The 17,984-nt window shown below is 58.5% G+C and carries 15 protein-coding genes and 2 pseudogenes; 9 read left to right on the forward strand and 8 right to left on the reverse strand.

What is annotated here, in order from left to right; translation table 11 throughout:
• Nucleotides 1-1,113, reverse strand: a complete 1,113-nt coding sequence (locus RAC90_RS04650; protein ID WP_375124060.1) for an efflux RND transporter periplasmic adaptor subunit — start codon at nt 1,111-1,113, stop codon at nt 1-3.
• A gap of 359 nt (nt 1,114-1,472) precedes the next feature.
• Between RAC90_RS04650 and RAC90_RS04655 the strand changes: the two genes are divergently transcribed.
• The 3 genes from RAC90_RS04655 (at nt 1,473) to RAC90_RS04665 (ending at nt 2,614) form a co-directional block, all read left to right on the forward strand.
• Nucleotides 1,473-1,820, forward strand: a complete 348-nt coding sequence (locus RAC90_RS04655; protein ID WP_006119087.1) for a helix-turn-helix domain-containing protein — start codon at nt 1,473-1,475, stop codon at nt 1,818-1,820.
• 90 nt (nt 1,821-1,910) lie between these two features.
• Nucleotides 1,911-2,348 (forward strand): ribonuclease domain-containing protein, encoded by a 438-nt coding sequence (locus tag RAC90_RS04660; RefSeq protein ID WP_006119088.1) that lies wholly within the window; start codon nt 1,911-1,913, stop codon nt 2,346-2,348.
• Between the two features lie 2 nt (nt 2,349-2,350).
• A complete protein-coding gene (locus RAC90_RS04665) occupies nt 2,351-2,614 on the forward strand; it encodes a barstar family protein (protein ID WP_205951839.1) in 264 nt (87 codons plus the stop codon).
• Here the strand turns inward: RAC90_RS04665 and RAC90_RS04670 are convergent.
• From RAC90_RS04670 to RAC90_RS04685, 4 genes are all read right to left on the reverse strand, one after another.
• Entirely contained in the window at nt 2,611-4,986 is a 2,376-nt protein-coding gene (locus RAC90_RS04670) for a virulence factor SrfC family protein (protein ID WP_375124023.1), read from the reverse strand. The two genes, RAC90_RS04665 and RAC90_RS04670, sit on opposite strands and share 4 nt — an antisense overlap.
• On the reverse strand, nt 4,983-7,946 hold the full coding sequence (locus tag RAC90_RS04675) for a virulence factor SrfB (protein ID WP_039340438.1): 2,964 nt from the start codon (nt 7,944-7,946) through the stop codon (nt 4,983-4,985). The genes RAC90_RS04670 and RAC90_RS04675 overlap by 4 nt, the downstream gene beginning before the upstream one ends.
• 2 nt (nt 7,947-7,948) lie before the next feature.
• Nucleotides 7,949-9,292 (reverse strand): SrfA family protein, encoded by a 1,344-nt coding sequence (locus RAC90_RS04680; protein ID WP_375124024.1) that lies wholly within the window; start codon nt 9,290-9,292, stop codon nt 7,949-7,951.
• 162 nt (nt 9,293-9,454) lie between these two features.
• Nucleotides 9,455-10,630 carry a benzoate/H(+) symporter BenE family transporter gene (locus RAC90_RS04685; RefSeq protein WP_054687768.1) on the reverse strand — a complete coding sequence of 392 codons (1,176 nt, stop codon included), beginning with the start codon at nt 10,628-10,630 and terminating at the stop codon, nt 9,455-9,457.
• Nucleotides 10,631-10,722: 92 nt separating this feature from the next.
• Here RAC90_RS04685 and RAC90_RS04690 point away from each other — a divergent pair, with 92 nt between their 5' ends.
• Entirely contained in the window at nt 10,723-11,268 is a 546-nt protein-coding gene (locus RAC90_RS04690; RefSeq protein ID WP_033741332.1) for a helix-turn-helix domain-containing protein, read from the forward strand.
• Between the two features lie 194 nt (nt 11,269-11,462).
• Nucleotides 11,463-12,020, forward strand: a complete 558-nt coding sequence (locus tag RAC90_RS04695; RefSeq protein ID WP_039340433.1) for an isochorismatase family protein — start codon at nt 11,463-11,465, stop codon at nt 12,018-12,020.
• 106 nt (nt 12,021-12,126) lie between these two features.
• On the opposite strand, the gene RAC90_RS04700 is transcribed toward RAC90_RS04695, so the two are convergent.
• Together RAC90_RS04700 and RAC90_RS04705 are read right to left on the reverse strand one after the other, a co-directional pair.
• The gene (locus RAC90_RS04700) at nt 12,127-12,378 is read right to left on the reverse strand and encodes a hypothetical protein (RefSeq protein ID WP_375092507.1); all 252 of its coding nucleotides are present in this window, start codon (nt 12,376-12,378) and stop codon (nt 12,127-12,129) included.
• 76 nt (nt 12,379-12,454) lie between these two features.
• A pseudogene (locus RAC90_RS04705) lies at nt 12,455-12,817 on the reverse strand (TonB-dependent siderophore receptor); the annotation flags it as partial.
• Between the two features lie 457 nt (nt 12,818-13,274).
• Between RAC90_RS04705 and RAC90_RS04710 the strand changes: the two are divergent.
• Nucleotides 13,275-14,126: an NAD(P)-dependent oxidoreductase gene (locus tag RAC90_RS04710; protein WP_033741339.1), complete on the forward strand. Its 852-nt coding sequence runs from the start codon at nt 13,275-13,277 to the stop codon at nt 14,124-14,126.
• The gene (locus RAC90_RS04715) at nt 14,123-14,905 is read left to right on the forward strand and encodes a helix-turn-helix domain-containing protein (RefSeq protein WP_110267533.1); all 783 of its coding nucleotides are present in this window, start codon (nt 14,123-14,125) and stop codon (nt 14,903-14,905) included. The genes RAC90_RS04710 and RAC90_RS04715 overlap by 4 nt, the downstream gene beginning before the upstream one ends.
• On the opposite strand, the pseudogene leuA reads toward RAC90_RS04715, so the two are convergent.
• Nucleotides 14,826-16,541: pseudogene (leuA, locus tag RAC90_RS04720) on the reverse strand (2-isopropylmalate synthase). The gene RAC90_RS04715 and the pseudogene leuA sit on opposite strands and share 80 nt — an antisense overlap.
• Nucleotides 16,542-16,726: 185 nt before the next feature.
• Here leuA and RAC90_RS04725 point away from each other — a divergent pair.
• Complete coding sequence (locus tag RAC90_RS04725; RefSeq protein ID WP_033741345.1) at nt 16,727-17,749, forward strand: dipeptidase; 1,023 nt, start codon at nt 16,727-16,729, stop codon at nt 17,747-17,749.
• Nucleotides 17,750-17,888: 139 nt separating this feature from the next.
• On the forward strand, nt 17,889-17,960 hold the full coding sequence (gene pqqA, locus RAC90_RS04730) for a pyrroloquinoline quinone precursor peptide PqqA (RefSeq protein WP_009090272.1): 72 nt from the start codon (nt 17,889-17,891) through the stop codon (nt 17,958-17,960).
• Nucleotides 17,961-17,984 lie beyond the last annotated feature (24 nt).

Here is a 17,984-nt window from a genome sequence, read left to right on the forward strand (position 1 = left end):
TTATTGAGCGGCGGTAGCGGCCATATCGACAGTTTTGGCCGTCACCGGCATTCCGGGCATAAACACTTTTTGCAGTCCGGCAACGATGACCCGGTCGCCCGCCTGCAAACCGGCCTCGACGATACGCAGTCCGTCAGCCATGGCACCAGGCTTAATGTCGCAGCGCTGCGCTTTCCCCTGAGCATCAACGATATAAACATATTTGCGATCCTGGTCGGTCAGCACGGCTTTATCGTCAATTAACAGGGCGTTGAAGGTTGCACGACCCGGCAGGCGAACGCGCGCAAAGAGGCCAGGCGTAAAGATACGCTGATGGTTATCCAGCTGCGCACGCATGCGAATGGTGCCGGTGCTGGCGTTGAGTTGGTTATCCAGGAAGTCGACGTTACCCCGGTGCGGGTAACCCTGTTCGCCTGCCAGCGCAATCTCGACGGGCAGGGCATGACGTTGCTGGCCCTGACGCGCCATGGCCTGGTAGTGCAGGAAGGTAGTTTCATCGACGTCGAAATAGACCACCATCTTGTCTTGTGAAACCAGCGTCGTCAGAACGCTGGCGCTGTCCCCGGCGGTTACCAGGTTTCCTGCGGTGATCATGGCCCGGCTAGCGCGGCCGTCAATGGGCGCCGTGACGCGGGTAAAATCCAGATTCAATTGGGCCATGGCCACAGCCGACTCGGCGGCCTGCACATCGGCCTGCGCCTGGCTGGCGCTGGCGCGTCGCTGCTCCCACATCTCACGTGATACCGCCTGAGTACCGAGCAGTTTTTCTGTGCGCGCCGATTCACTGCGGGTCAGGCTGGCCTGACTCCGCGCACGCGCCAGCGAGGCTCTCGCCTGATCCAGTGCGGTGCGGTAGCTACGGTCGTCAATGGTGAACAGGACCTGGCCCTTTTTCACCTCATCCCCTTCATGGTAATTAACCGTGGTGATGTAGCCTGAAACCCGTGGACGCAGTTGGACGCTTTCAACCGTTTCTATGCGGCCATTAAAGCTGTCCCACTGACTGACCGGTTTTGTCACCACCACAGCCGCACTCACCTCGGGCGGCGGCGGTGGGGCGCTGTTCGCCTGACCCTTGTCACATCCACTTAACTGACTGATGACCAGTCCCATCCCCAGCAGGGTAACTCCCTGACGAACCCAGTTGCTTATCATTGTTGTGATTCCGCGATGAACAGTGAAGTAAAGCCCGCAGGCCAATATTTGCAACTTCTATGGTTGCAATTTATCGCGAGGAGTGTAGGCTTGTGTGTCTGAGAACTGCAAGAATAACTGATACACTTTATGTGCGGTCTGATGAGCGATGATTTATCGGCCAGCATCCAGCCTGACAGGGCATGAGGTAAGTCCCCATAAAATGTGCGGCATTTAATGTATTAATTAAACTTGCATTAAATGGCATTGTCAGTCACGCTTTAAGTGTAACTGCAACTGATACTAATACTGTTCGCTGTCGCGACCGGAGAAGACAAATGATGAGTAACGCTTTTATTCACGATCTGATTAACTGGATTGACAACAATATTGAAGCACGCCTCGATCTCGATACGGTTTCTGAGCGCGCGGGCTACTCAAAATGGCACCTGCAACGGATGTTTAAAGAGCACACAGGCTATCCACTGGGTGAATATATCCGTATGAAAAAATTAAAAAAATCAGCGGATCGCCTGACCAGCACCAACGAACCTATCCTGAACGTAGCCATTTCGCTGGGCTTTGACTCGCAGCAGTCGTTCAACCGCAGCTTCAAGCGTCAGTATGGTGTTGCTCCGGGTGCGTGGCGCCGTCACAGTGTGCCGTCGCAGGCTGCAATGCAGTAAACCCCGCCAGGGCCAGGTCATCTGGCCCGCGCTGTTTTATCCGCTGAGAAAACTGCTATTATCTGCATCCTGTTTTCCAGGGATGTCATCATGTCAAAAAAACTGTGGTTAGGATTAGTCCTCATCCTTATCCTCTCCTGGATAGGTCTGCGACCCTATCTGACGTCTGCACCTGCCAAAACCTCTGCTGCAGACATCGCCGCCTTAACGGATGTGCGAACCGTCGCCCGCTGGGTGCTACAGCATCAGCAGTTGCCCGATTACTACATCACAAAGAAGCAGGCCCGCCGTCTGGGCTGGAATCCTGCGAAGGGCAATCTGTGTGACGTGCTGCCGGGCCGGGCGATTGGCGGCGATCGCTTTTCCAACCGCGAAAGAAAGCTACCTGAACGTTCCGACCGGCAGTGGTATGAGGCGGATGTGAACTACCGCTGCGGCCATCGTGAGGCGGATCGCCTCGTGTATTCGTCAGACGGGCTGGTGTTTCTTTCCACTGACCACTATCGCAGTTTTAAGCCGGTGCAGTAACGATGTTGCGTCTACGGTTTGATCTCGGTGAGCTGGCGGATCGCGATGCCTTTTACCGGCAGTTTGCCGCGCAAAGCAACTGTTACGGCGACTTCGGCAATAACCTGGACGCGCTCTGGGACTGGCTGACAGGTGGCATGGCCCTGCCGGCGGAGATTTATCTGCTGAATGCCGATCGGCACGATGCGGATCTGGCCCCGGTTCTGGCGTTGCTGGAAGAGGCGGCGCAGTCGCTGAGTGGCGAACTGCGCCTGATATACGCTTAGTTACGCAGCGGTTTGAGCAGGTCGGCTAGCGCTTCGCGCGCGCTGACCGGCAGGTCGCCCCCACCGGTATAGCCGTTGTTTTCGATAATGACCGTGTTCAGGCCCACCAGCCAGTCATATATGTAGTACGCCGTGTGGTTTGCTGGCGTAGCCGACAGTTTTGTCAGTCGCTGACCGGCGCTGAAATTCACACTCGGCGCAGGCGGACGTGAGAAGATCGACTGGCCACGGTTAACCCGGCTGGCCGGACGTTCCGCTTCCGGACGCTGCAGGAAGCCCAGCCACGCGACGAAATCCCCCAATACCGTCATGGCACGCGTCACCTGACGATCGGCGCGCGACTCATGCGACATGCTCTGCGCGTCCGGTTCATGCAGGGCGGTTTGCAGCGACTGCAGGATACCGGTGCGGAAACTGGCGGTGATCAGTTCTTCTATTAACCATTCCATCGTGGCTTTGTCGATATTCAGCAGCGTGAGCAGGCTCTGATTTTCCGGCAACTGGCGCAGATGGTTCAGCCACAGGCTGAAGACCTGGCGCGGGAACTGAGTCAGGCCCTGGCCAAAGCTGGACTGCTGAGGCGCGGGCTGTTCAATTTCAGCATCGCTGAACAGGTCGAACTCAAAACCGATACCAAACTGGTTCTCCGGTGCCTGAATACTGGTGGTGGCGGCAGGAACGGATGAGCCCGACTGATTCAGCCACAGCTGACGCAGGGCTTCACGGGAAGGCTGCAACCGCTCCAGCAGTTCTCCATGCAAACCGGTGCGATGTTGCAGGCATTTCAACAAGGTATCCGCGATGTTCTGCTTGCGCGCCGCCTGATCGGGCGACGCACCGGCTTCGGTCCAGGGCTGTAGCCGACGTTCAACGACCATGTGCTGAATCTGCGCCAGTTGCGCGATAAGCTGATCGCGGCGTGCCTCTGGCTGCATCTCATCCTGTAACCATTCGGACATGCGATCCACACCGGCGCGATCCAGTGCCAGCATGGAACCCCATTGCTGACCCGGCTGGCCGACCTGACGCTGTACCGCCTCATCCACATTCACCTGCTTATGGCGCGCATCATAAGGCGTGATCGCCCAAATCAGACGCGGTTTTTCACCCGCGTCGTTTTTTGGCTGAAGGCGTTGCCATTCGCGCAGGGCGCGGCTGGCGATATCCACATCCTGACGCTGGCTGGCGGCGGTGCAGATCAGCAGCAAATCGATGCCCTGGCGGGCGGCATAGATGCCGGGGAGCAGTGTACGTTTGTGCTCCAGCAGCCGTGCGCGCAGCGCATCCTGCTGCTGCAGGCGCTGGCGTTCTTCCCGCAGCGCCGCATCACTCGGCGTACCGGGTGCAGGCAGCTCCAGCATGTCCGCTTCGTCATAGATCGCGGTGCGCGGCGTGGAGCTGAGCGGAATCGTCACCTCCAGCGTCAGCAGCGCCAGTAATCCCAGCGCCACATGTTGCGGCTTGGCCAGGCGGTTTCCGTTTAACGGGCAGATCTCAATGTGCAGCGAGAGATCCTGTTCGCTGGCCGGGACGATAAGCTGTTCGGCAGGCAGCAGAGACGAATCGGTTAACAGGCTAAGCGGCCCCAGCACGCGTGTGCTGTTGCGCAGTTGGTGGCGCAGATGCAGCAAGCTCCGCACCAGCTCATTCAGGGCCGGTTCGGCGGGCCAGAGCAGAGAGAACAGCTGGACCCGATCGTCGACGCTCAGCCACGGGGCCAGTTCAACCGCCTGAGGCCAGAAGTGCCGATCCAGTTGTGCATCATACAAATGATGGCGGCGGCACCATGACCAGAGCGTGACCAGCGCATCGCTCTCCAGGCCAGGCAGTGGCGTCGTTAAGCGGTGACGCTGCAGACGTTGTATCACGCTGTCGATGTTTGCGGTATCGGGCTGGCTGACGCCTTCGCCACACGAAATCGCCAGGCGTAGCACCTCGGCTTCGCTCATCAGGGCCAGCTCTACCGGCCACTCCGACGACAGCGGCTCGCGCTGATGGGTAAACCGCGTCGCCGTGGCGAAATCAAGATTACCCGGGTTGATATGCTGAAAATAGTTAACCGGCTTGTCGCTTAGCGCGGTGATTAACTGTCCCTGGGCATCGGCGACCATCTCCGTTAACAACCAGGCTTTGCCTGCCTGAGACTGCCCAAACAGGGCTAAAGTGACGGGGCGGGCCACCTGCTGCGCCAGCGCCTGCGTTTGCACACGGGCCTGACGTAACTGCAGGGTCAGGGTTTCGGCTTCCAGTGCCAGACGGGGCGACTGTTCGCGGGTGTTTTCAATCCATGCCAGGCTGCCATTCAGGGCGTCCTGCAATAAACTCAGGCGTTTTGCCAGCGTTTGCGGCTGGCGGGGTTTAACCGATCTCATCGTTTACATACACTCCCGCTGTCAATCCAGTATTGCGCATTGGCATTGCCAGTGGCGGAGAGAGTATTCAGTTTGAGGCTCAGATGTTCAAGCGGAACGCGCGTACCATCGTCCAGTCGGGCTTCGCTTAACACCAACGTCTCGGGGCCAGGCGCATCCGGACCGGCCTTCACCGCCAGCTTCACGCGCAGCACGCTTTCACCCGCAACCTTGCGCGCCAGCGCGGCATCATTGAGCGTCAGGCTGTACAACGGCGACGCGGGCCAGCGTTCATTATCCAGTTGGCGGAAGCCCAGACAGACGTTGCCACGAATCCGGAAGCTGCTTTTGCGATCCAGCGAGAAAGCGGGATCGTCCAGGTCGATGTCGCTGTAGCACAGGTTCTCATCGGTCAGGGCCTGGTTTTCGTCCAGCATGCCGAGATAACGGATCGTGGAATAGGGCTCGAAATCGCCCGCGCGGAACCAGAAGCTGCTCAGGCGCAAATCCAGGGCCAGCAGGCATAACATCGCGCCCACGGCGGCCGTGGATTTCGGGTTATCGATACGACCATGTTTGTTAAACGGATACCAGTCACTGGTGTGATAGCCTTCCAGCGACAAAATGCGGCTGCCCGGCAGCGGTTGCAGATGACGCACCAGCGCCTGAATGCCGGGGAAGCGTGAGGGCCGTCCGGTCAGCAGCAGGACGTCACACTGATACAGTGAGACCACTTCACACATAGATCGCAGTGCCGGAATGATCGCCATGCGATGCTGCATAAACTCACCGTGAAGCTGCGCCATGCTGACCACCAGCGGCACCTCAAGCAGGTCAAAGCGGCTGTTGCCGCCTAATTCACGCTGGATTTCGCCATTAACAAACGCCAGCACCGCGTCTGCCGGACGCTGATCGACCAGCTCACCAAACAGCGCATTGATTTCGGCATGGCTTTCCAGCGGATCCCAGTTCTCGTAACGTTCAAGCACCGCCTGCGCCAGGGGAATAAACACCTGCAACGTGGCTTGCTGCCGCAGCGTTGCCTGACCGTCCATCCGGCTGTCGTGGCCAAACAGTTTGTTGATCAGCGGTTCGGCCAGCGTCAGGCCGGCTTTCTGCAGGCTCTGTTGCAGGGCCGGCAAAACCCACAGCTGAATCACATCCAGTAATATATCGTCGCCTGCCACCTTAAAGCCTTCACGAAACAGCAGACGCGGCGTAATTTTGACGTTATTGCCCTGGCCGTCATCGAGACGGTACTGGGTAATCGCCAGGTCGGTGGTGCCGCCGCCAATGTCGATAGAGGCAATGCGCAGGCTCTTGCCGGGCTGTTCATCGGCTTCACGCGGACGATCCGGACGCGCCATGCTGCTGAAGAAGTCTTCTGCGCGGCCGGCAAAGTTCACCTGGGTTTCGTTAAACAGCCACACCATCTGACCGCAGGTGGCTTCATCCCACTCCATCTGTACGTCCGGCACGGGTTTACTGCTTTGCGCCTGCGTCTCCGCCGTAAATTCCTCGTCGGCCGGATGCCAGCCTTCGGCTTTCCACACCAGCGCAATCGCTTCCTGCATGCGACGACGAAAGATTTCACGTTCAGGTTTTGGCATGGCGGACGGAAGCGTCAGAATCACATGACGCAGCTGGCGCGGTGCATGGCTTTGCGGCATGCGCTGACGCTGTGCCGCGCTGTTCATTTGCATCAGTGCCTGGGCCAGCAGCTCACACAGCATAAACGTCATGAGTGAACTGCGGCTGTAGTGAGCGGAGAACACCGGCAGGCGTTCATCCAGCGGCAGCGCATACAGCGGCTGACCTTCGTCATTCATCAGTGAGGTGAAAGGGGCGGCGCAGGCCTGCGGTTCACCTTGTGGGCTCTGCTGATTGAAGCGCCAGCCCGGCTGATAGCGGGCTTCGTCCCACAGGTAACGCCGCGGGCTGGACAGCCCGGTGCTGCCTTCCAGACCGGCACGCTGCAAGGCCAGCCGGCTGGCTTCGCGTCCGACGCGGGTCAGTGAAGGCCACATAAAGGCCTGCTCACGGCCGCTTTCCAGCGAAAAGTTGGCTTTACCAAAACGCGCTTCGGCAAATTCCAGCCGACTGTCGAACAGCTCGTTATACACACGATGTGGTTGAGACAGATCGCGCATCTGCAGCTCGTAGGTCTGCTTCAGGCCGTTGCTCTCTTCCGGATGGTCTTCCACCAGAATACCGCAGGTGTGCGAGTTGCCGACGTCAAGAATGATATCCACGTTGACGGCTGGCGTTTGCAGCGTTGCGGCCTGGATGTGAATCTCCGTGAGGTTAAGCTGCTCGCCCAGCAATTCCAGCAGGTTGAGGTAGTGCGCCTGATATTCAAACTCACGTAGCGCCTGGCTGATGGCCTGTTCACGGCGATCGGACACGCGGTCGGTGAAGGATTCGCGCAGCCAGCCATCTACCCAGGTGTGATCAAGAAATTCCCCCAGCTCGTAGTTGTGCCAGGCCAGGGCAAAGGTAACGCCGTTCTGTGCGTCGGATGGCGTCAGTCCCAACTGTTCGCCGCCATCTTCTTCCGCCACGCAGCGCGTATCAAACGCCAGCGTAACGCGGTGCGTGTTGCCTGCGCTGTCAGGTTTCTCCAGCGCCACTAACCGCATGCGCGCCCAGTTTTCCGGGCCGCCGATAAAGCGACGACCTGAGGCGCAACGCAGCATTGGCAGCGGCAGCCAGCAGGCTTCCAGTAAGGTCAGGGAGTCGGACAGCGCGATATCGGTTTCGGGACGCACGACTTCCGGTGCGCCACCGTCCTGCGGGTAAAGTAAAAATTTACCGCTGTTACCGTCCATATTCAGACGCAGTAACGGGCCATTTGCGGTCTGGCGCACAAACTGACGGCGTGCCTGGGTTGCGGAGAGTTGCAGACCAAAATCCAGGAACTGCACGCCGCTGTTCTCAATCAGAGAAATTTTTTGCTTATCATCGATCAGGGGAGCCAACATAGTTACTTACTCTCACGCTTAATCGTAATGGGATACACACGATCCCCGGTGTATTGCGCTTCGCAGGCGGCGGCGCCAATGCTGGAATGACACACTAACATCGGCATACGGTAACGCGATTTGTCCGCGCACCGGGCGGTAAAGCGGCTTTCTATCACCATGTTACCCGCGCTGGTCATCGCCGCCGTGACATCGGCCTTACAGGTGGTGTTCCCCTGGTTGATCTGTACGCTGCCCTTGCCATTGTTAAACTGGAAGTGCATGACAGGGGGTTTACCGGTTGGCGTTTTGATGTTTTCGATCTCCACGCGCCAGCGTCCGTCAATCACCTGAACCTGACCATCACGGACGGCATCCGGTGTCACCACCAGATCGTCGGGTTTCGCGGGCACCGCAGGCGCAACCACGTTGGAAAGCGTCGCAGACGGTGCCGCTGCAGGCACAGGCGCAGCGCTGGCGGCGGTTGGCGCACCCGCTACCACGGCGGCCGGTTTCTGCGGCAAAGTGTCAGCCAGTTTTTCAGCCGGCACCATGGCTGCCGGCCTGATAGCGGCAACAGGGGCGGTATTTTGGGCGACCGGGGCGGACGGCGTGACGGGCTCCGATTGCGGCATATGCAGGATAACCGCCGTCGCGGCCGCTGCGGCAACGGCCAGCGTCGGAATCAGATACCACAGACGGAAAGCCGGACGACGCGCGGCCTGAGCGGGCACAGGCTCTGGTACAGGTTCCGGCTCCGGTGCGGGCACCTCTGCGACCGGCGGTACCACCGCGGCGGGTTCGGGCACCACCACCGGTTCGGGCGCAGGCGGCACAACAGGTTCGGGTGGCAGTTCGACCAGCGAAGCAGGCAGCGACTCCTCCAGGCTTTCACGCAGGCAGGCGAGTGCATCATCACGGTTGCGCTCCTGCGCATCCACAAATCCCCAAAAGGTGATGACAGGTTTACCGTTCACCAGATAAACATATTGCTGATTGGGGAATTGCAGGCTCTTGCCGAGTAGCGCGCCAAACAGGCGCATGGCCGGATTGGCAGCCTCGCGGGCGCGGGCGCTAATGGCTTGCAGATCCTGCTGGCAGGCAGTGAGATGTTGCAACGCCTGACGGCGTTCATAATCGCTCGCGGCCATCCAGGATTTGACTTTGCCGGAAAAAGGCGCGTACCAGTCAAGCCGGTCGCCACGTTCATTGGTTTGCGGAATCGCCAGGCAGTCTGCCAGTGCGCTTTGGCGGCGCAAACGCAGGGTCTCACGGATTTGCAGGGCGGACGTAAATACTGGCTGGCCGTTCTCACCTAAAGCCAGAACCGCATCCAGATTGCCGCTGCGCAGAAAAGTTTTTGCCACCTGTTAGGCCCTTATCGGTCGTTGTCTGAGGCAGAAGATCGCGTGTTATCGTCAATTACGGTGATTTTACGTGGGGCAATGGCAAATCAAACCGCAGAAAAAGAGGTCAAATGCGTGGTTTTTTCGCCCGCTGCCGGGAAAATAACCAATGCCCAGATGATGTTACGCTGTTTTACGTTTTAATAACAGATGCGCGATAACGCCACCCACTAATCCCCAAAACGCCGACCCGATCCCTAAAAGCGTCACGCCCGACGCCGTGATTAAAAAAGCCAACAGCGCGCTGTCGCGGTCAGCAGGCTCTGCCAGTGCCCGTTGCAGACTGCCGCCCAGGGTCGTCACCAGCGCCAGGCCCGCCACTACGTGCACCATTACAGCCGGCAGTGCGCTGAACAGCACCGCAATCAGCGCACCGGACACGCCAGCCAACAGATAACATCCGCCGGCCACTGCCGCGGCAATCCAGCGACGACGGGGATCGGGATCGACCTCTTCGCCCATACAAATCGCTGCCGTAATGGCCGCCACACACACCGAAAATCCGCCGAACGGCGACAGAATCAACGCCAGTAATCCGGTCCAGCTCATGAGCCCGGACACCGACGGACGATAGCCGTGTGCCTGTAGGGTGGCGACGCCGGGCGCATTTTGTGACGCCATGGTGACTAAAAAATAGGGTAGACCAATACCGATAAGCGTGTGCAGTGAAAACGACGGCCAGACAGGCGCAGGAAGGCTGAAACGGGCAGCCTGCGCCGGAAAATGAAGACTGTTCTGGGCTACCGCCAGGGTAACACCGACCAGAAGCGTGATCAGAATGGCATAACGGGCCAACCAGCGGCGCGCCAGTAACCAGCTCATACACATCGTGGCGGCGAGGGGAAAGTTCACGGCGAAGTCGCTAAACGTCTGCAAGCCAAAGCGCAGTAAAATGCCCGCCAGCATGGCAGCCGCCAGCGACGCCGGGATATGATTCATCAGGCGGGCAAACAGGCCCGTGACCCCGCATAACACAATCAGGACATTGGCAAAAACAAATACGCCCACGGCCTCATTGAGAGACGTGCCCGGCAGGCTGGTGGCCAGCAAGGCCGCCCCCGGCGTGGACCAGGCGGCCAGCACCGGCATGCGGTAAGCCAGGGAAAGCCCCGTTGAGGCGATTCCCATTGCGATGCCAATGACGGAGAACCAGCCTGCGATCAGCGCAGGCGGCGCACCAGCCGCCTGGGCGGCCTGATAAACAATCGCACCTGTGCTGCTGTAGCCGACCAGCACGGCGACAAAGCCTGACACCACCATAGGCAGGGTAACGGGAAACGGCGGATGGCGCAGTGACATAGTCTCTTCCTCTTGTGCGTTATAGCGCACATCGTCGCATAGTGCGCTATAACGCACAAGTGCTACACTGATGCGCTTATGCAGGAGACAATATGGAAAATTTGCATCACTATCTTGGCGAGGCGCTGAAACAACTGAGGCAAGCCAATGGCTGGAGCCTTACGTTAACCGCCGAGAAAACAGGCGTCAGTAAGGCGATGCTGGGGCAAATTGAACGCGGCGAGTCCAGCCCGACGATTGCCACCCTGTGGAAAATCGCCACCGGCTTTAATGTCCCGTTCTCGTTTTTTGTTCATCAGTTGCCCATCGCCGAAGGGGAAGTGGCCCGTTATCGCCAGCACAATGCGCAGATGGCGGTGACGCCGTTGTTACCTTATGACGATCGGCTACGCTTTGATTTGCTTGCCGTTGAGCTGGCACCAGGCGCGCAGAGTGATTCTGCCGCGCATGAAAAAGGCGTTATCGAGCAGGTGGTGGTGCTGGAAGGCGAGCTGTTGCTGGGCATTGCTGATACCTGGCGGCGGCTGAAGCGGGACGAGGCCTTTCAGTTCCGCGCGGACGTGGCCCACAGTTATCGCAATCCGCTGGATACGCGCCTGCGTTTTCACAGCCTGATTCACTATGTCGAGCGACGCTGAGCACCGGATCGGGTTTGCCCATTAATCAGCCTGACTTACAAATTGAAACGACCCGCGCCTGTTCAGCGCTGCCCGGCACGCTATAATTGCCTCCCCCTGTATGGCGCGCCTGTTCGGGCACTGGCGGCGAACCGGCGGTGCGTAGCGGCATCAGCCTGCGCCATACTTCTTATACTGTTTCCAGAGGACTCACCATGGCTTTAACCACACTTGATGCGAAAACCGCTCTGATTGTTATCGATCTGCAAGAGGGGATTGTTGCGCTGCCGGTTGTGCATGAGCCACAGCCGGTTATTGAACGCTGCGCAGCCCTGGCGGCCGCCTTTCGTGAAAAAGACCTGCCTGTCGTGATTGTGAATGTCGCGGGCGGCGCACCGGGCCGAACCGAATCCCCCCGGCATCAGGGCGAATTACCGGCAAACTGGGCCACACTGGTACCGGCGATGACACCGCAACACAACGATATCACCGTCACTAAGCACACCTGGGGCGCGTTTAATCAAACCACGCTTCATGATCAGCTACAAAAACGCGGTATTACGCAGGTGGTGATCTGCGGTATTGCCACCAGCATCGGCGTGGAGTCGACGGCACGTCAGGCTTACGAATTAGGTTACAACGTCACGTTAGCGGTCGATGCGATGACGGATTTAAATAGCGATACGCACGAAAACAGCATTAAACGCATTTTTCCTCGCCTGGGGGAAACCGGCAGTTGTGACGATGTGCGTGCAAAACTTAACGCCCTGTAAGGGTTAAGCGACTTGCCAGGGGATGAGCAGCATCACGCTCATTCCCTGACGTCTTTCGGCTGACGCGTCGCCAGAATCAGATCAGGCTGCATCGCCGTCGCTGCAATCAACGCATGGGTTTCAGCACGTCGATGGGGCACATACAGCCGTGCGCAGTTGCGTGCAATCCTGCCAGCGTCCGCTCATGATACACCGCCAGCACCTGGGTCTGGTACGCGTGGCGTAAGCGCTGCGCCTGTTCACTGTCCCGCCTCGCCAGGCGCGCGATGCCGCGTCTGGTTTCCAGCCATGTCACGGCCGAAATAAAGGTCCTGTCAGCCTCAGCACCACCGGCTCCCGCGAGAACGCAGGGATCCATTCGCGGCGTCCCGCAAAATTATCCCGGCATGTAACAACGTCATGCCTGAAAAATAAGGGAAAGAGCGAGTCAGCGGTCACGAAGCACCTGCGCAGCCGCCTGCGTTTACTGGAACTGTCAGGCCAACGCTGTAGTTGCGTCCCGGAGCAGATTCGTAATAACGGCCATTGCTTTCGTTGACGATGACTGAGCCCATATAGTCAACCAGATTATCGACCCGGCCAACCAGATCCTGTGTTTATGCATCAACCAGCCATTTTTAGCCGCTGTTTACCACCGTTACGGCATACGAAGGTGCACGCACTGTGTTGCTGTCATCTGCGGCAATATTGCTCATATAACGCCATTCCGCGACCGCATAAAAGCCCTGTTCAGGGGCTGATTCTAAGCCGGTATCGACCCGGTTGCGCACGATACCGGGCATCCGCTTGCCGTCGCAGTCAGCGGCAGAGAAAAGATGGCAGGCAGCACAAAAAACGGCAGGCTTTACCGGCGTAATCGCTTAATATCCCTCTGTATTTGGCCTGAAAGCGGCTATCCAGGGGGAGGTCGCCAGCCCGATGCGGGTCGAACGCCATGACGACTGGCGGCAGGTCGCAGTATAGGGAGATAAACGAACCCACGGGCACAATCGCCCTTATGTTAATGGTTTTGTCTGTTGTCTGGAAAAACGTAAATGTTCAGCCGATGGATGTAACCGTGAGACGGGCATCCTGGGTAGATCTCTACCGCGTTTGGCCCGGTTGCGGGCCGAACGACAGGCGGCGTTGTCAGTAACTGGTTTGGGAAGCCACAGCGGACGTTAACGGAAGAACGAGGTAACCGATGCTACCTTTTATCTTACGCCAACCCGTATGAGCAACACGGGCCTGACTATTCACTACAAGGAAATCAGCATGAACGTAGCGGTTTTAGGATTGGGTGCCATGGGGCACGCCTTTGCAGCGAATTTACTGAAAAAAGGGTTTGAGGTTCACGGCTGGAACCGCACGCGCGCACGGGGCGAAGACCTGGTTGACGCCGGGCTGAACCTTGCGGATTCGGCATCTGAAGCGGTAAGCGAGGCAGATGTCGTGATTGCGATGTTATCCGATGGCGAAACGACAGCGCAGGTGCTGCATGAGGTGAACGCGGCTCTAAAGCAGGGCGCCACGCTGTGTCAGATGGGGACCATTGGCGTTGAAAAAACCGATGCGCTGATCGCTTTCTTTGCCCAAACGCGCCCGGATGTGGTGTTTATCGATGCACCGGTTTCCGGCACCAAAGCGCCTGCGGAAAACGCCCAGATTCTGGTGCTGGCCAGCGGCGACCGTTCGCGTGCCCAGGCTGCTGAAGCGGTGTTTGCCGCGATAGGTAAAGGCACGCAGTGGCTGGGCGAGGCGGGCAAAAGTTCGCGTATGAAACTGGTGATCAACAGCTGGTTAATCGGCCTGATGCAAAGTCTGGCGGAGAGCAACCGACTCGCTGAACAGTTTGGTTTTTCAACCCACGATCTGTGGCAGGTGCTGGACGGCGGTCCGCTGGCCGCGCCGTATGCCAAAATGAAGCTCGCCATGATGGAAAGCGAAGATTACACGCCGCAGATGCATCTGCAGTGGGCGCTTAAAGATGCCCGGCTGGCGCTTGAGGCGTCGGACAGCACACTGCCCGCGCTGGAAAATATCGCCCGCGTCTGGCAGCAGGCCGTGGAGGCCGGGCACGGCGAAGAGGATTTAGCGGTGATCTATAAGTACCTTAAGTCGCAATGAGTGCAACGATCAGTTTCGATTTCAGCACGCGTCCGCTGGTGCCGCTGGCGCACGATTATCCGCATGGGGCAACGGAGCCCTGGCATTTTCATCGTTGTGCGCAGTTGATTCATACCTTAAGCGGCGTGGTGCGGGTTGAAACCGAACAGGGCAGTTGGGTGGTACCGCCCAGCCGCGGCGTCTGGCTGCCAGCCATGACGCGCCATAGCTTACAGATTACCGGCGCGGTCGCGGCCCGGGTGTTGTTTGTGGACCCGCTGGCCAGGGCAGATCTGCCTGCCAGTTGCCAGGTCGTACAAATTTCGGCCCTGCTGCGGGCGCTGATCGTCAGCGCCATGGATTTACCGGTTTCCTATGCGCCCGCCAGTCGGGCGGAACGGATTTACGAGCTGATCCTGGATGAAATTCGCGGCATGGATGTGCTGCCCTTTGCCTTGCCCGTGCCGGACAGCCCGCGTTTACAGGCATTGTGCATGCAGATTCAGGCGGAGCCCGCCGGTGACTGGACGCTGGCCCGCGCCAGCGAATGGCTTAATGTGTCTGGCCGGACGCTGGCCCGTCACTTCGAACGTGAAACCGGGCTTTATTTCAGCGAGTGGGTGCGCCGTGCGCGCGTGGCCATTGCCCTGACCCGGCTGGCACAGGGCGACCCGGTTCTACAGGTCGCCCTCGATCTGGGCTATGAGAGCCCCGGTGCGTTTAGTGCGATGTTTCGTCGTGTGCTCGGTGTGGCACCGACGGACTACTTTCCGGCGGCAGAAAGTGACCTGCCGCGTTGAGGAGGGCCTGCAGGGCGGCACGTGACGTATCGCTGTCGATGCTGACGCCCCATGCGCGCTCTCCCTGAAGATTGATACAGCTGACATAGGCAACCGATCGGCTGTCGCTGCGTTTTCCCAGCGTGTGTTCATGGTAATGTTCGATCGTTAACGTCAGATCGCAGGCGTGACGCAGCGCGTTGACGGCGGCGGACAACAACCCGTTACCGCAGCCTGTCAGCAGGAGAAGGTGGTCGTGATGGCGGACGTGGGCGCGCAGGCGCGTTTGCTCGCCTTGTTCGCTTTCACTCTGGGCATCCATCAGACGCAGCGTGGGCCGATCAATCTGGTAGTGACGACAGAACAGTTGCCAGACCGCGTGCTGCGTCATTTCTTTTCAGTGGGTATCGGTTTCCTGTTGTACACACCGACTGAAATCCTGCTGAAGGGCGCGCGGCAGTTGCAGACCGTGGTTCTGCTCCAGCAGCCAGGCCGCCCCACTTTTCCCCGACTGGCTGTTAACCCGAATCACCGCTTCATAACTGCTGCCGATATCCGCCGGGTCGAGGGGCAAATAGGGCATCTGCCACACGGTTTCCTGCTGCTGTGCGCGCCAGGTAAACCCCTTTTTGATCGCATCCTGATGCGAACCGGAAAACGCGGTAAACACCAGTTCGCCGGCATAGGGATGACGCGGATGGACGGGCAGTTTATTGCAGGCGGTGACGACCTCAATCACGCGGGCCATGTCACTGAAATCCAGTCCGGGGGCAACACCCTGGGTATAAAGATTTAACGCCAGCGTCACCAGATCCACATTCCCCGTGCGCTCTCCGTTACCTAACAGGCAGCCTTCAATGCGGTCCGCACCGGCTAACAGCGCCAGTTCCGCGCAGGCAACGCCCGTGCCGCGATCGTTATGCGGATGAACGCTAATGCACACTGCCTGTCGACGACTAAAGTGACGGCAGAAAAACTCAATCTGATCGGCATACACATTGGGCGTGTTAACTTCAACCGTGGCGGGTAAGTTGATGATCATGGGGCGCTCAGGCCCGGGTTCCCAGACGGCGGCCACCGCTTCACAAATGTCGAGGGCAAACGCTGGCTCGGTAAAGCAGAAGGTTTCCGGCGAGTATTCAAAGGTCCACAGTGTCTCGGGTGCGGCCTCGCAGGCGGCCCGGATTTGCCGCGCGCTGTCGGTAGCCAGCGCCACAATCTGCGCTTTACTCTGGTTAAATACACGTTCCCGGAACAGCGGTGCGGTGGCATTGTACAAATGGATAATGGCGCGCGGTGCGCCTTTCAGGGCGCAGAAGGTCGTCTCAATCAGATCGTGGCGCGCGGGGGTTAAAACCTGCACCGTCACGTCTTCAGGAATGCGCTGCTGTTCAATCAAATCCCGTACGAAGTCAAAGTCGGTTTGCGAGGCTGACGGGAAGGCGACTTCGATTTCTTTGGCCCCGCAGTCCAGCAATAATTGCCAGAACTGCAGCTTTTGCGCGCGACTCATCGGTTCAGCCAGCGCCTGATTGCCATCCCGCAGGTCGGTAGACAGCCAGCGCGGCGCACGGCTGATTGACCGCGAAGGCCACTGACGGTCAGGCAGGTCAACCAAGGGGAAAGGGCGGTATTTCTCGGCGGGATTCGTTAACATTGCGTTCTCCTTTTCGGTGTCAGCTCAGTGTGGCGAAAGCGCAGCCATGCGGCGCGCGCAAAACTGACAACCTGATACGCAAAAGTGACAACCGTGATTCATGGGCTGTGGCACGGCGTGCGCTGCCATTTGCCGAAGCGGGGCGACAGCGTTAGCATAACCCGATGTTCTTGAGGGGGTTTTCTATGCAGATTTTCGACGGGCACAACGATCTGTTACTGAATTTGTGGCTGCACCATCGTGATGCGCCTGCTGAGGCGTTCTTTGCCGGCGTGCCTGAGGGCCATCTGGATTACCCTCGCATCCAGCAGGGCGGATTCGCAGGTGGGCTGTGCGCGATTTTTGTTCTGCCGAAGGATTACCTGGCGCAGGTCGCGTCCACGCGTGCTGCAGAAGAACCTTATGATCCCCTGACGATAATGTGGCAGCAGCTTGACCTGCTGCAGCGTATCGTGGCGCATGCGGAGGGGCGGGTAAAACTGTGCCGCAGCGCGGCAGAAATCGACGCCTGTCGCGCTGAGGGCGTTTTGGCGTTAGTCGCCCATATCGAAGGCGCGGATGCGCTGGATCCCGACGGCGAGGCGTTGACGGCGTTTTATCATGCCGGGGTGCGCTCGATTGGGCCTTTCTGGAATCTGAAAAACCGCTTCGGCGAAGGGGTTAGCGGCAGCTTTCCGGGATCACCCGACACCGGTCCCGGCCTGACGGCAGAAGGGGAAGCGCTTATCAGGCAGGCGGCCGCGCTGAATATGATGATTGATGTGTCCCATATGAACGAGAAGGCATTCTGGGATACCGCGCGGCTCGGCCTTTCCCCACTGGTCGCCAGTCATTCCAATGCGCATGCTCTCTGTCCGCAACCCCGTAACCTGACGGATGATCAGCTTCGGGCGATTCGCGACAGCGGCGGTGTGGTCGGGATTAACTTTGGCAACGCTTTTCTGCGTGCTGACGGAAAACGTGACAGCGACACCGATTTGACAGAAATCGTCAAACATTGCGATCACCTTATTAACATAATGGGCAGCGATCATGTGGCCTTCGGGTCAGACTTTGACGGCATTTCGGTGCCCGATGCGCTCGGCGATGTCAGTGGGTTGCCCCGGTTGCTCGCTGTTTTTCGCGACAAAGGCTATGATGAAAGCGTGCTGGAGAAATTGACGTGGGGAAACTGGCTGCGGGTTTTACACCTTACCGGCATCCGTTAACACGTTTTCTTACGGGCTTTTCGTTGATTTCACCCCAGGGTCTGCGAGAAAATAGCGTGACAAGGTTCGCATTTTAATCCCTGTTACGATGCTGTCTTGCAGTACGTTCTTTGTCTGTTTATTTATAAGGAAGAAAATTATGTGGAAAAAACCAACATTTGTTGATCTGCGTCTCGGTCTGGAAGTAACACTGTACATTTCCAACCGTTAATCCTTTGCCCGCCGCTTGTGCGGG

It is taken from the genome of Pantoea sp. CS_6 (genome assembly GCF_041954745.1).
GTDB lineage: Bacteria > Pseudomonadota > Gammaproteobacteria > Enterobacterales > Enterobacteriaceae > Pantoea > Pantoea stewartii.

Coding starts and splice junctions, on each gene's coding strand:
- RAC90_RS04725 (WP_033741345.1), top strand. CDS start 16,727: ATGCAGATTTTCGACGGGCACAACGATCTGTTACTGAATTTGTGGCTG.
- RAC90_RS04675 (WP_039340438.1), bottom strand. CDS start 7,946: ATGTTGGCTCCCCTGATCGATGATAAGCAAAAAATTTCTCTGATTGAG.
- RAC90_RS04665 (WP_205951839.1), top strand. CDS start 2,351: ATGTTGCGTCTACGGTTTGATCTCGGTGAGCTGGCGGATCGCGATGCC.
- RAC90_RS04710 (WP_033741339.1), top strand. CDS start 13,275: ATGAACGTAGCGGTTTTAGGATTGGGTGCCATGGGGCACGCCTTTGCA.
- RAC90_RS04685 (WP_054687768.1), bottom strand. CDS start 10,630: ATGTCACTGCGCCATCCGCCGTTTCCCGTTACCCTGCCTATGGTGGTG.
- RAC90_RS04690 (WP_033741332.1), top strand. CDS start 10,723: ATGGAAAATTTGCATCACTATCTTGGCGAGGCGCTGAAACAACTGAGG.
- RAC90_RS04695 (WP_039340433.1), top strand. CDS start 11,463: ATGGCTTTAACCACACTTGATGCGAAAACCGCTCTGATTGTTATCGAT.
- RAC90_RS04655 (WP_006119087.1), top strand. CDS start 1,473: ATGATGAGTAACGCTTTTATTCACGATCTGATTAACTGGATTGACAAC.
- RAC90_RS04700 (WP_375092507.1), bottom strand. CDS start 12,378: ATGGATCCCTGCGTTCTCGCGGGAGCCGGTGGTGCTGAGGCTGACAGG.
- RAC90_RS04660 (WP_006119088.1), top strand. CDS start 1,911: ATGTCAAAAAAACTGTGGTTAGGATTAGTCCTCATCCTTATCCTCTCC.
- RAC90_RS04670 (WP_375124023.1), bottom strand. CDS start 4,986: ATGAGATCGGTTAAACCCCGCCAGCCGCAAACGCTGGCAAAACGCCTG.
- RAC90_RS04650 (WP_375124060.1), bottom strand. CDS start 1,113: ATGGGACTGGTCATCAGTCAGTTAAGTGGATGTGACAAGGGTCAGGCG.
- RAC90_RS04715 (WP_110267533.1), top strand. CDS start 14,123: ATGAGTGCAACGATCAGTTTCGATTTCAGCACGCGTCCGCTGGTGCCG.